Raw genomic sequence first — 13,721 nt, forward strand, 5'->3', positions numbered from 1 at the left:
TTTTATTTTTAGGATACGAATATAAAAAAGGAACTCGAAATTCTTAAATTTTATCTCAAGAATTTCGAGTCGTTTTATTAATCTTAACTCTGGGGATAATTTTTATCTTAATCTACATTATCATGTAAAAAAGAATTATTTGATCTAAATTTTAAATCATCTTTATCATCTGTTTCTAAAGATGTTCTAGATTGATTAGTTTGAGAAGAGGAAATATTTTGATTTAATTCTACTCCCATTCTCTTATAAGCTGGTTCTTTTTCGATATCATCAATATTTTGATTCACTTTATTTACAAACTTATAATTGAATTCTTTCATTTTTTCTCTTCTTTCTCTAGCTCTTTTCTGTAATTCAGAAATAGTTAAATCTAAAGGAGAAATTTCTCTTGAATCATCAGCTGCTTCAGGCTCATTTTCAGTTCTGATATTAAAATTTAAATCATCTTCTGTTACAAACAAATCATTTTTAGATTGAAGATTTTTATCATCATCTGTAGAATCAGAATCATCTAAACTATAATAAATTTTTTCATCTACTTTTTGTTCTGGTTCAATTTGTTTGTAATCTACAACTTCGATATCCTGAATAGAATTCTGTACATCTTTTTCTGTTTTAATATCCGTCGAAGGATTTAAATCAAAACTAAAAGAAGTTTGTGTATCGCTTGAAGCTTCTTGATTTTCTTTTTTCAAAACTTCTTGTTGAATATCAAACGAAGGAACTTCATCAACATCATGAATTCTTATTTCCTCAAAAGTTACATCCATATCATGAATAGCATTTCCACTATCTTTAGGTGGATTAGATGTTGTTTTCAAAGAAATTGTTTCCTCAGGAACTTCTGTTACTGGAGTTTCAATAACTGGTGTTGTCTCTTTGATAATTGGAGTTTCTTTTTCGTTTGTATCTAGATTATGAATGATTTTTTTTGCTTCTGTATTCGAAATATCATTTTGTTGATCTAAATTAAAACCTGTAGCAATTACAGTAACTGAAACTGCATCTCCAAGTGCTTCATCATCTCCAACTCCCATGATAATATTCACATTTGTTTGTGCTTCTGATTGGATATAATCATTGATTTCTCCAATTTCATCGATTGTAATTTCATTTGTTCCTGAAACAATCAATAATAATACATTTTGAGCACCTGTGATTTTATTATCATTCAATAATGGTGAATCTAAAGCTTTAGAAATTGCTTCTGAAGCTCTTCCTGTTCCTGATGCTGTTGCTGATCCCATAATAGCTGTTCCACTATTAGACAATACAGTTTTAGCATCTTTCAAGTCAATATTTTGTGTGTAGTGATGTGTAATTACTTCTGCAATTCCTCTTGCAGCAGTAGATAATACTTCATCAGCTTTAGAGAAACCTGCTTTGAATCCTAAGTTACCATATACTTCTCTTAATTTATTGTTATTAATAACAACAAGAGAATCTACATAATTTCTTAAAGTTTCAATACCAACTTGTGCTTGGTCATTTCTCATTTTTCCTTCAAAAGAAAACGGAATTGTTACAATACCAATAGTAAGAAGATCAAGCTCCTTAGCCATTTTAGCAATGATTGGTGCAGCTCCTGTTCCAGTTCCACCACCCATTCCTACGGTAATAAATACCATTTTTGCTTTTGTACTAAGCATTGATTTAATTTCTTCAATACTTTCCATCGCAGATTGCTCTCCAATTTCTGGGTTTGCTCCTGCTCCTAATCCTTCAGTTAAGGATACTCCTAGTTGTATTTTGTGAGGGACTGGACTATTTTGTAATGCTTGTGCATCTGTATTACAAACTACAAAGTCAACGCCGTTTATACCTTGTAAATACATGTGATTCACTGCGTTACTTCCTCCACCTCCAACACCTATTACTTTAATCACGTTCGATTGATTTTTAGGTAAATCAAATGAAATGTTGTTAAATTCTGTACTCCCCATAATACTAAAATTTATTCTGCGTTATCAAGAAATTCTCGAAATTTGTCTGCCCATTTTTCAAGAATAGATTTTTTTACTTCTTTTGGTTCCTCCCTTATCTCAGGGATTTCTTCTATTGGTACTTCTACTGGTTCTGGCTCTAATTCTGGTTCAGGTTCAGGTTCTTTTACAACTTGAATTTTTTTATTTTTCAGACTTAAACCTTTCATCAGCAATCCTACTGCGGTTGCATAGGTAGGACTCGAAAAACCTTCATTTGAATTGCCTGCAAGATGTTCATTTGGATATCCTATTCTGGTATCCATTCCTGTAATGTATTCTACAAGTTGTTTCACATGTTTTAATTGTGAACCTCCACCTGTCAATACAATTCCTGCAATTAATTTTTTCTTTGGTTCTTCATGACCATAACTTTTAATTTCTAAATATACTTGCTCAATAATTTCTACAACTCGTGCATGAATAATTTTAGACAAGTTCTTTAGTGTTATCTCTCTTGGTTCTCTTCCTCTTAATCCAGGAATTGAAACAATCTCATTATCTTTATTTTCTCCAGGCCAAGCAGAACCGAATCTAATTTTCAGTAATTCTGCCTGCTTTTCAATGATAGAACAACCTTCTTTTATATCTTCTGTAATAACATTTCCTCCAAATGGAATTACAGCTGTATGCCTGATAATTCCATCTTTAAAAATTGCTAAATCTGTTGTTCCACCACCTATATCAATTAAAGCAACACCTGCTTCTTTTTCTTCTTGACTTAAAACTGCATCTGCAGAAGCCAAAGGTTCAAGAGTTACTCCTGATAATTCTAAACCAGCATTTTTAATACATCTTCCAATATTTCTAATAGAAGACACTTGACCGATTACTACATGAAAATTAGCTTCTAATCGACCACCATACATTCCTCTAGGTTCTTTTATTTCTGCTTGACCATCCACTTTATATTCTTGTGGTAAAACACGAATAATTTCTTCCCCTGGAAGCATTACTAATTTATATACTTGATTAATTAATAAATCAATATCTTCTTCATCAATTACTTTATCAGCATTTTGTCTTGTAATATAATCACTATGCTGTAAACTTCTAATATGTTGTCCTGCAATACCAACAATTGCTTCTTGTATCTGAATACCAGACACAGCAACTGCTTCGTCAATTGCTTTCTGTATAGATTCGATAGTTTGTGTAATATTATTCACCACTCCTCTATGTACACCACGACTTGGAGCTTTACCAAGTCCAAGCAATTCTATTTTTCCGTATTCGTTTTTACGGCCAATTATTGCTACAATTTTTGTCGTACCAATATCTAATCCAACCGAAACGTCATTGTACTCCATATTTTATTTCTTTACACAGACAACTTGATTGCTGTATTTTAAATTCAACAACTTATATTTATTTTCTTTTTTTTGTAAAATAAGGTTCTTATATAATGCTTTTAAATTATAAATCTTATTTTCCAAATTATCTATTTTACCTAATAAAACTTTTTGATTTCCTTGTCTTAAATCCAAAGAAAATTCTTTCTTTTTATCTCTTTTAATTCCTATAACTTGTTTCTTTAAAAACTCATCTTTACTTACAAAATGTAATAATTTAAATACATCTTTAAAGTTTTTCGTATCAACATTTCCAGTAACTAAAGGAACTCTAGCAGAATAATTTTTAGATAAAGGCATTTTTTTACCTAATTTATCTATATAGAAAACTTCTTTATCTGTTTTTATTCTACCAATAGGATCTCTTTGTTTTATTCTAGTATTTAATTTTCCGTCAATAGAAACATAAACTTCTGCTTCTTCAACCATTGGATGCTTTTTTAATTTTTCTTCCAAAAGTTGGACATCAATATCTCCTTTTTTCTTTTTAGAAACTTTATTTCCTTTTTGATTTAAAAGATTTACCACATTATTCGTAGTCATGAAAAAATTACTTCCTTTTTCAAATTCCACGTTAATATCATCAATTACTCTATTTTTATTTCTATGCATTGCAAATCCATATAAAAATGAAATAAAGACAATTAATAAAATTGTTTTAATATGGCTAATTTTCAACTTCATCTTTTAATTCATACTGTATTTGATTAATTAATTCTCCTATATCTCCAGCTCCAATCATCACAATAACCTGAGCTTCAGAATTTCTTATATCATGTAACACAGTTTCTTTAGTTCCTATTTTTTTAGTTTCTAAAGTAACTTTATCTAATAACCAACTAGAAGTTACACCTTCAATTGGTAATTCTCTTGCAGGATAAATATCCAACAAAATTAGTTCGTCAAATTTAGACAAACTTTCTGCAAAATCATCAGCAAAATCAAGAGTTCTAGAAAACAAATGCGGTTGAAAGATCCCCAATATTTTTTTCTCTGGATACATTTCTCTAGCAGTTTCTACTACAGCGTTAATTTCTGTTGGATGATGAGCATAATCATCTATTAAAACAAAATCATCTGTTTTAATCTTATAAGAAAATCTTCGCTTAATTCCCTTAAACCTTTTTAGAGATGCTGCAATTTTTTCAATAGAAACTCCATATTCACACGCCATTGCAATAGCAGCCAATGCATTTTTTACATTATGCATTCCTGGTAAAGGCAACTCTATTTTTTTATTTGTATTATTTGGGGATACAAGGTCAAAAGTATAAACTCCATTATGAATTTGCAAATTTATAGCCCTATATTTTGCATTTTCTGAAAATCCGTATTTTATTCCCTTAATTGGTAAATTTTCTTCGACAAATAAGGCCTTTTTAACATTATTCGAAAAATCTACAAATGTATCCTCTAACTCTTCTTTTGTTCCATATATATCTAAATGGTCAGCATCCATAGAAGTAATACAAGCAATATCTGGAAAAAGCTTCATAAATGATCTATCAAACTCATCTGCTTCTACTACTGAAATATCATCTCCTCCAAGAATTAAATTTGAATTATAATTCTCTGAAATACCTCCTAAAAATGCCGTTGCATTAATTCCATTATCATGTAAAATATGACCTAACATCGTCGATGTTGTTGTCTTTCCATGTGTTCCTGCAACTGCTAAACAAAGTGAATTTCGTGTAATTTCTCCAAGAACTTCTGCTCTTTTTAAAATATGAAATCCATGTTCTTTGAAATAATTAAATTGTTTATGATCTTTTGGAATTGCTGGTGTATATACAACTAAAGTCGTCGCAACATCCAAAAACTCCGACGGAATTACATCTAATCTATCTTCAAAATTAATTGTAATTCCAGATTGTTGTAAAGCATGCGTTATAGGTGTCGCAGTTCTGTCATATCCAGCTACAAGCTTGTTATTATTTTTAAAATAACGCGCAAGCGAGCTCATACCGATTCCTCCGATACCTATAAAATATATTGTATGTATTCTATTTAAATTCAATTTAATAATAATTCTATTTCGTTTACTATATCTTTTGTTGCGTTTGGTAAAGCCAATTTCTTGATATTTTCCGCTAATACATTTTGATAAGCATTATCTGAAATTAAACTTTGAAAAACCAATTGAAACGAATCTAATTCTGATTCTTTGATTAATATCGCTCCATTTTCATCTACAATTGCTTGTGCATTTTTGGTTTGATGATCTTCTGCAACATTTGGTGATGGGATAAAAATTGTAGGTTTTCCAACCAAACATAATTCAGAAATCGAGCTTGCTCCTGCTCTACTAATCACAAAATCAGAAGCTGCATAAACTAAATTCATTTCATTTAAAAATGCATGAACTTGCACACCCTCTAAATCTTCAAAATGTTTATACTGTTCAAAATACAATTTCCCAGTTTGCCAAATCACTTGTATTTCTCGTTCCACCAACCACTGAATATTTTCAGCGATTAATTTATTAATACTTCTTGCTCCAAGACTTCCTCCTAAAATCAATAAAGTCTTTTTCTCTGTATCTAATTGAAACCTTTTTAAAGCTTCTTCTCTATAATCTGACACGTTTAGTAAGTCATTCCTTACAGGATTTCCTGTTTTTATGATTTTATTTTTAGGAAAAAATCTTTCTAAATTGTCATATGCAACACAAATTTTATCTACTTCTTTAGATAAAAGCTTATTTGTGATTCCAGGAAACGAATTTTGTTCTTGAATTAAAGTAGGAATTCCTTTTTTGTTTGCAACATGTAATGTTGGTCCACTCGCAAATCCTCCAGTTCCAATTACAATATTTGGTTCAAAGTTTTTAATGATTCCTTTTGCTTTCCATAAACTTGAAATTAATTTAAAAGGAAACATTAAATTTTTTAAAGTTAATCTTCGTTGAATTCCTGAAATCCATAATCCTTTTATATCATAACCTGCTTGTGGAACTTTTTCCATTTCCATTCGGTCACTTGCTCCAACAAATAAAAAATTTGCATCTGGATATCGTTCTTTTAATTCGTTCGCTATCGCAATTGCTGGATAAATGTGTCCACCAGTTCCACCTCCACTCAGTAATATGTTAACCGATTTTTTCATTCAATATTTGTAAAGGATTATCGTATAAATTCTTATTATCTTTTTGTTCTATTTCTTCTAATTCTTCTGAAATTTCTTCATCTCTTGCAGTACTTACACTCAGTACAATTCCAAGTGCAATACAAGTCATCCAAATAGACGTTCCTCCACTACTAATTAATGGAAGAGTTTGTCCTGTTGCTGGAATAAGATTTACAGAAACTCCCATATTAATCATCGCCTGAAAAACAATGGGGAGGCCAACTCCAACAACAACTAGAGTTGCAAAAATCGTGGAAGCTTTTTGTGCTACAATTATAATTCTAACTAAAAGTAAAAAGTATAAAGTCATTACAATAAAAGCTCCAACTAATCCAGATTCTTCAACAATAATTGGAAAGATAAAATCGGAAATAGATTGTGGTAAAAAGTTTTTCTGAACACTTTTTCCGAATCCTTTTCCAGTCAATCCTCCAGTTGCAATTGCTACTTTTGCTTTTTCTACTTGATAATTTTTCTCTGTTTCTCCTGAAAAATAATTTTCAATTCGATTTATCCAAGTATCAACACGGTTTGGAGCAATGGAAGGAAAAGCCTTAAAAGTCAATACAAAAATTAACAAAACAACTAAACCTGAACCTAAAACACCTAGCAAATATTTCCATGGATAACCTCCTATAAAACAAACTAAAAGAACCATTGTAAATAAGATTGCCGTTGTTGAAAAGTTAGCAGGTAAAATCAATGCTAAAACTACTGCAACAGGCAGCCAAAGTTTCCAAAGACTTTCTTTTAAATCAATATCTTCATTTTTTCTTTGCGCTAAATATCTGGCTACATAAATCATCAAAACAACACTTGCTAAAGTTGAAGGTTGAAAAGTGAAATTTACGATAGGGATTCTTACCCATCTTGCAGCGTTTGCTCCCGCAATTACTTGTCCTTGAAATAACGTATAAACCAAGAGAGGAATCACAATATAGAGCATCAATATAGATCCTCCACTAAAATATCTGTAAGGGATTTTATGTACGAAATAAATGATTCCGAAACCAAAAAACAATAAAAAAGCATGTTTAAGCAAATGTCCCGTTGTTGAGCCATTTCCTACAACATAAACTAAATTGGTACTAGCGCTGTAAATTGGCATAAATGAAAAAATTGCCAACGCAGCTACAACAGCCCAAATTACTCTATCTCCTTTTAATTGTTTTAATAATTCTTTCATAAAATCTTACAATTCTCTAACTGCATTTTTAAATTGTTCTCCTCGATCTTCGTAACTCGAAAATAAATCAAAACTAGCACACGCTGGAGATAACAAAACAGTATCTCCTTTTTCAGCAATTCTATATGCTTTCTGAACTGCTTCTTCTGCACTATTTGCTTCTTCAATTGTTTTTATTACATTTTCAAAAGTGGAAATAATCTTCTGATTTTCTACTCCTAAACAAATAATAGCTTTAACTTTTTCTCTGACTAATGGCATTAATTCCATATAATCATTTCCTTTATCTACACCTCCAACAATCCAAATTGTTGGTTGTTTCATACTTTCCAAAGCATAGTAAGTTGCATTTACATTTGTTGCTTTAGAATCATTGATATATTGTACTCCGCTAATTTTTAAAACTGATTCTAAACGATGTTCAGCACCTTCAAAATCTTCTAAACTTTCACGAATTATTTCGTTTTCTACATTTAATAGCTGCGCTGTCATTCCGGCTGCCATTGCATTCTTGATGTTGTGCTTACCTTGTATTGCTAATGCTGCTATTCCCATAGTAAAAGTTTCTGTATTTAATTTTAACACTAAATTATTTCCATCTAGATATGCACCTTTTTCCAATTTTCTAGAAACTGAAAAAGGTAATAATTGCGCCTTTACTTCATGATTTTCCAACCATTTCTGGATTTCTAAATCATCTGCATCATAAATTAAATAATCTTCTTCTGTTTGATTCATTGTGATTCGAAACTTCGAAGCTATATAGTTTTCCATTTTATAATCATATCGATCTAAATGATCTGGAGAAATATTCGTAATAATCGCAATTTTTGGGCGAAAATCTTGAATACCATCCAACTGAAAACTACTTAATTCTAAAACATAACTATCAAAAGAATCTTTTAAAACACTGGCAGCAAAACTATCTCCGATATTTCCAGCTATTCCAACATTTAATTTTCCTTTTTTTAGAATATGATGCGTTAGCAAAGTTGTTGTCGTTTTTCCATTTGAACCTGTAATTCCAACAATTTTAGCATTTGTATATTTTCTTGCAAATTCGATTTCAGATATCACTGGAATTCCTTTTTCTTTTAACTCTTGAACTAAAGAAATTTTATCTGGTATTCCTGGACTTTTCATCACTTCATCTGCTTGAAAAATTTTCTCTAAAGAATGTTTTTTTTCCTCAAATGGAATCTCATTATCTAAAAGAACTTTTTTATAATTTTCCTTTATTTCACTTTTGTCCGAAACAAAAACTTCAAATCCTTTACTTTTAGCAAGCAATGCTGTTCCAACACCACTTTCTCCTGCACCTAGAACAACTAATTTCATCTTATCTTAACTTCAATGTAACTATTGTAAGAACTGCCAACATAATTCCGATAATCCAAAATCTGTTTACAATTTTACTTTCATGATAACCTAGTTTTTGATAATGATGGTGTAATGGTGCCATCTTAAATATTCTTCTTCCTTCGCCGTATTTCTTCTTTGTATATTTAAAAAAGCTTACTTGCATTACAACAGATAAATTCTCAATTAAGAAAATCCCTGCTAATACTGGAATTAATAATTCTTTTCGAACTGCAATTGCTAAAACAGCGATAATTCCTCCAATCGTCAAACTACCTGTATCTCCCATAAAAACTTGTGCTGGATAAGTATTATACCATAAAAATCCAACTAAACCTCCAGTCATTGCACTGATAAAAACAGTCATTTCTCCTGAATTCGGAATATACATTACATTGAGATAATCTGCGAAAACAATATTTCCAGAAACCCAAGCAAAAATTCCTAGAGTTGCTACAATAATCGCAGAAGAACCTGCTGCAAGTCCGTCAATTCCATCTGTCAAATTCGCTCCGTTAGAAACAGCTGTGATAATAAAAATCACTAATGGAATAAAAATTAACCATGAATACTGTCGTAAATTGTCACTTATGGAACCTAAAATCGAACTATAATCCAACTCATTATTTTTTAAAAATGGAATCGTAGTTTTCATTGATTTATGTGCATCTCCAAATACTTTACTCGCATCATGAGTTTGTTCTGTTTGAATGATTTTCGATACTTCATCTTTTGGTAGTTTCTCTTTAATTGTAACTTGTGGGTTGAAATACAACATTCCTCCGACAATTAATCCTAGACCTACTTGACCAAGAACTTTAAATCTTCCTTTTAATCCTTCTTTATCTTTTTTAAATACTTTAATATAATCATCAATAAATCCGATTGCTCCCATCCAAACAGTCGTAATAATCAAAATGATAATATAAATATTATCCAGTTTATTAAATAATAAAACAGGAATCAATGTTGCCAAAATAATAATCACTCCCCCCATTGTTGGAGTTCCTGCTTTTTCTACTTGTCCTGTTAATCCTAAATCTCTTACCGATTCTCCAATTTGTTGTTTTCGTAAAAAGTTTATGATTCTTTTTCCAAAAATTGTCGAAATTAAAATAGAGAAAACAAATGCCATTGCAGAACGGAATGTCAAGTATTGAAACACTCCTGCTCCAGTCAATTGGTAATGTTTGTGTAAATATTCAAATAAATAATATAGCATTGCTTCTTCTCTAAATTTTAACTTGTTCTAAAAATATTTTCTCCACAACTTGATAATCATCAAAATTGTTTCTTATTCCATTAATTTCTTGGTATGTTTCATGACCTTTTCCTGCAACTAAAACAATATCCGATTTCTCAGCTAATTTAATTGCCATTCGAATTGCTTGTTCTCGATCAGGAATTGAAACTACTTTTGGCTTGTTTTCAGGCAAAACTCCTTCAATAATTTGATCTAAAATTTGCATTTCGTCTTCTGTTCTTGGATTATCAGAAGTAAATACAACTTGATCACTTAAATTAGAAGCAATTTGTCCCATTTTTGGACGTTTTTCTGCATCTCGATCTCCTCCACAACCAACAACTGTAATTACATTTGCTCTTTCATCTTTGATATCATGAATTGTTTCTAATACATTTTTCAATGCATCTGGAGTATGTGCATAATCAATAATTGCGATTGTTCCATTTGGTGAAATTTGGTATTGAAAACGTCCCGAAACTGTTTCTAATTCACTTAAAAGTTCTAAAGCTCTTAATTGTTCTAAACCTAAAAGTTGTGCAACACCATAAATTGCTAATAAATTATATGCATTAAAAGAACCAATCAATCTTGTCCAAACGGGCATATTATTAATTTCAATACAAATTCCAGAAATTTGATTTTCCAAAACTTTTCCTTTGAAATCTGCCATTGTTTTCAATGCATAGGAATATTTCTTCGCTTTTGTATTTTGAAACATTATTGGACCATTTTTGTCATCAATATTTACCAAAGCAAATGCTTCTTTAGATAAATTATCAAATAACATTTTCTTCACATCACGATATTCTTTAAAAGTTTCATGATAATCTAAATGGTCATGTGTAAGGTTTGTAAAAACTGCACCATCAAAATCTAAAGCTTCTGTACGATTTTGATGAATTCCATGTGAACTTACTTCCATAAAACAATGTGTCACACCAGCATTTACCATTTTTCTCATTAAATAATTAATTGAAAGAGAATCAGGTGTTGTGTGAGTTGCTTTAACATTTTCTCCATGGATTTTATTTATAACAGTAGATAAAAGTCCTGTTTTAAATCCAGCTTTTTCAAATAAATTATACAACAATGTGGCAATTGTTGTTTTTCCATTTGTTCCAGTAATTCCAACTAACTTTAGCTTTTTTGAAGGATTTCCATAAAAATTAGAAGCCATTCTTGCCAAAGCTTTTGTTGAACTCTGTACAATTATATAGGTAATAGTATCTTTTGGTTCTTTTGGTTTTTCTTCGCAAACAATTACAGAAGCTCCTAATTTTATTGCTTTTTCAACATATTGATGTCCATCAACAACAGTTCCTTTTATTGCAACAAAAAGGTCATTTTCTGTAACTTTTCTAGAATCAAAAGTTATATTATTAATAGATGTATCCATATTTCCTAGAATTTCTTCTATGGATACATTTAATAATATGTCTTTTAATAATTTCATACTTCCTTTGTTAGATCAATTATTTATTCCTTTAATCATTCTACAATAAATCCAAATAAATTGTATTACCCTTTTTAATTTTTTCTCCTTTTTTAATTGATTGTTTTTTGACAACTCCAGTTCCTTTGTATTTTACTTTTAAACCTAAGTTTTCTAAAATAGAAATAGCATCCATACCTGGCAGCCCAACTACACTAGGAACAATTGTTACATATTTGTCTGAAATCTCAAAATATTTATCAAATTTCTGATTCAATTTTTCCGAACCATAAGAACCCGATTCAATTTCGATTTCTGATGGAGTGTCTGTATAAATCTTTTGCGCAATTTTCTTAAAAACTGGCGCAGCAACTGTAGCTCCATAATATCCTTTTTCTTTTAAAGGTTCATGAATTACTACAATACATGAATATTTTGGTTCATCCGCAGGAAAATAACCTACAAATGAGGAAATATATTTTTGATTCGAATAATATCCACCTCCTATTTTCTTCCCATTAGCATCTCTTTCAATTGGAATCCATTTTTTTGCAGTTCCTGTTTTTCCAGCCATAGAAAAATTTGAAGTATAAATATTGTCAGCTGTTCCACGTTTCACAACGTTTTCCATCATCACCTTAACTTTATCAATAGTTTCTTGCGAACAAATTTTATCTTTTAAAACAGTTTTATTAAAAGATTCTACAACTGCATTTTGTCCTCTTAATTCTTTGATAAATTGAGGTTTTACCATTACTCCATTATTTGCAACAGCATTATAAAAAGTTAATGTTTGAAGTGGTGTTAGAGAAACTCCATATCCCCAAGCCATCCATTGTAAAGAAATTCTCGACCAATCTTTATCAGAAGGTTTTCTGATTTTTGGCTTCCCTTCTCCTTTAATTTCTAATCCAATTGGCTTGTCTAATCGCATACGAATTAAACCATCAACAAACTTCTTAGGATTATTTTTATAATGTTCCTGAATTACTTTTACAATCCCAATATTAGAAGAAACTTCAAAGGTTTTTGCAACTGAAATTTTACCAAAACCTCCAGCATGAGAATCGATTACATTACTATTATAAACTTTATAAATTCCATTTCCAGTGTTTACAACTTGACCAGTATCTATTACTTTATCTTCTAAAGCAACAACTAAACTCATCAATTTAAAAGTAGAACCTGGTTCATGCGATTCATATACTGCATAATTTCTCTTTTCGTAATAAGTTCCTTTGGATGTTTTGGCAAGATTTGAAATTGCTTTTATCTCACCAGTTTTGGTTTCCATCACAACAACTGAGCCATGTTCTGCATTAAATTTTTGTAATTGCTCCATCAATGCTGTATTTGCAATATCTTGAATATTCACATCAATGGTTGTTACAACATCTTGTCCGTTTTTTGGCTCTACTTCATTATCGTCATTTATCGGTTTATATTGTCCTTTGGCGATTTTCTGTTTCATTCGCCAACCATCTTTTCCTCGTAAATATTTACTAAAAGCACCTTCTATTCCAACTCTCCCACGATAATCATCATAACCTATAGTTCTTTCAGCAACTCTTCCAAGCGGATGTTCTCTAACAGTACTTTGCTCAGCAATAAATCCTCCACGATAAACACCTCTTTCAAAAATTGGAAATCGTTTCATCTTTAGATAATCATTATATCCCAATCCTCTCGTGATAAATAAATATCTATTTTTATTTTTTCTCGCTCTTGTTATTTTATTTTTATAATGCTTTGGTGTATTCCCTAACATATCAGCTAATTTAATAGCAAGAGAATCAATATTACTATCAAAATAAGAATCTGAAATATTTGGTGAAGCAGCATCCATTCGAATTTCATATTTTGTTACAGAAGTTGCTAATAAACTTCCATCTTCTGCATAAATATTTCCTCGATTTGCCTGAATTGTATCACGTTTAATTTCATTTGCAGAAAGACTACGGTATTTTTCTCCTTCTCCAAATTGGATATTAAACAATTTGAAAATTATAGTAATAAAGAATATAAACATCATTGC

At 30.5% G+C, this 13,721-nt stretch carries 10 protein-coding genes; all 10 read right to left on the bottom strand.

The features are described 5' to 3' along the window. Positions 1-107: 107 nt before the first annotated feature. From ftsZ to I1A51_RS02040, 10 genes are read right to left on the bottom strand one after another with little or no spacing between them, the layout of a single operon-like run. Complete coding sequence (gene ftsZ / locus I1A51_RS01995) at positions 108-1,943, bottom strand: cell division protein FtsZ (protein ID WP_231373934.1); 1,836 nt, start codon at positions 1,941-1,943, stop codon at positions 108-110. Positions 1,944-1,954: 11 nt separating this feature from the next. Further along, positions 1,955-3,292 carry a cell division protein FtsA gene (gene ftsA, locus I1A51_RS02000; protein ID WP_196890698.1) on the bottom strand — a complete coding sequence of 446 codons (1,338 nt, stop codon included), beginning with the start codon at positions 3,290-3,292 and terminating at the stop codon, positions 1,955-1,957. Between the two features lie 3 nt (positions 3,293-3,295). Beyond that, positions 3,296-4,018, bottom strand: coding sequence for a cell division protein FtsQ/DivIB (locus tag I1A51_RS02005; protein WP_196890699.1), 723 nt, complete (start codon positions 4,016-4,018; stop codon positions 3,296-3,298). Further along, positions 4,002-5,354 carry a UDP-N-acetylmuramate--L-alanine ligase gene (gene murC / locus I1A51_RS02010; protein ID WP_196890700.1) on the bottom strand — a complete coding sequence of 451 codons (1,353 nt, stop codon included), beginning with the start codon at positions 5,352-5,354 and terminating at the stop codon, positions 4,002-4,004. Before murC ends, I1A51_RS02005 begins: the two co-directional genes overlap by 17 nt. Next, the gene (gene murG / locus I1A51_RS02015) at positions 5,351-6,442 is read right to left on the bottom strand and encodes an undecaprenyldiphospho-muramoylpentapeptide beta-N-acetylglucosaminyltransferase (protein WP_196890701.1); all 1,092 of its coding nucleotides are present in this window, start codon (positions 6,440-6,442) and stop codon (positions 5,351-5,353) included. Before murG ends, murC begins: the two co-directional genes overlap by 4 nt. Continuing rightward, entirely contained in the window at positions 6,426-7,649 is a 1,224-nt protein-coding gene (locus tag I1A51_RS02020) for an FtsW/RodA/SpoVE family cell cycle protein (RefSeq protein WP_196890702.1), read from the bottom strand. Before I1A51_RS02020 ends, murG begins: the two co-directional genes overlap by 17 nt. A 6-nt stretch (positions 7,650-7,655) precedes the next feature. Continuing rightward, entirely contained in the window at positions 7,656-8,987 is a 1,332-nt protein-coding gene (gene murD / locus I1A51_RS02025; protein ID WP_196890703.1) for a UDP-N-acetylmuramoyl-L-alanine--D-glutamate ligase, read from the bottom strand. Position 8,988: 1 nt separating this feature from the next. Further along, positions 8,989-10,230, bottom strand: coding sequence for a phospho-N-acetylmuramoyl-pentapeptide-transferase (gene mraY / locus I1A51_RS02030; protein ID WP_196890704.1), 1,242 nt, complete (start codon positions 10,228-10,230; stop codon positions 8,989-8,991). A gap of 10 nt (positions 10,231-10,240) precedes the next feature. Further along, complete coding sequence (locus I1A51_RS02035) at positions 10,241-11,707, bottom strand: UDP-N-acetylmuramoyl-L-alanyl-D-glutamate--2,6-diaminopimelate ligase (protein WP_196890705.1); 1,467 nt, start codon at positions 11,705-11,707, stop codon at positions 10,241-10,243. A gap of 40 nt (positions 11,708-11,747) precedes the next feature. Further along, positions 11,748-13,715 carry a penicillin-binding protein gene (locus tag I1A51_RS02040; protein ID WP_196891373.1) on the bottom strand — a complete coding sequence of 656 codons (1,968 nt, stop codon included), beginning with the start codon at positions 13,713-13,715 and terminating at the stop codon, positions 11,748-11,750. Positions 13,716-13,721 lie beyond the last annotated feature (6 nt).

It is taken from the genome of Aureivirga marina (assembly GCF_015767265.1).
Taxonomy (GTDB): Bacteria; Bacteroidota; Bacteroidia; order Flavobacteriales; family Flavobacteriaceae; genus Aureivirga; species Aureivirga marina.

What these genes read in the sequence shown, in the direction of transcription:
- ftsZ (WP_231373934.1), bottom strand. Translation starts at nt 1,943, where the DNA reads ATGGGGAGTACAGAATTTAACAACATTTCATTTGATTTACCTAAAAAT.
- ftsA (WP_196890698.1), bottom strand. Translation starts at nt 3,292, where the DNA reads ATGGAGTACAATGACGTTTCGGTTGGATTAGATATTGGTACGACAAAA.
- I1A51_RS02005 (WP_196890699.1), bottom strand. Translation starts at nt 4,018, where the DNA reads ATGAAGTTGAAAATTAGCCATATTAAAACAATTTTATTAATTGTCTTT.
- murG (WP_196890701.1), bottom strand. Translation starts at nt 6,442, where the DNA reads ATGAAAAAATCGGTTAACATATTACTGAGTGGAGGTGGAACTGGTGGA.
- I1A51_RS02020 (WP_196890702.1), bottom strand. Translation starts at nt 7,649, where the DNA reads ATGAAAGAATTATTAAAACAATTAAAAGGAGATAGAGTAATTTGGGCT.
- murD (WP_196890703.1), bottom strand. Translation starts at nt 8,987, where the DNA reads ATGAAATTAGTTGTTCTAGGTGCAGGAGAAAGTGGTGTTGGAACAGCA.
- mraY (WP_196890704.1), bottom strand. Translation starts at nt 10,230, where the DNA reads ATGCTATATTATTTATTTGAATATTTACACAAACATTACCAATTGACT.
- I1A51_RS02035 (WP_196890705.1), bottom strand. Translation starts at nt 11,707, where the DNA reads ATGAAATTATTAAAAGACATATTATTAAATGTATCCATAGAAGAAATT.
- I1A51_RS02040 (WP_196891373.1), bottom strand. Translation starts at nt 13,715, where the DNA reads ATGTTTATATTCTTTATTACTATAATTTTCAAATTGTTTAATATCCAA.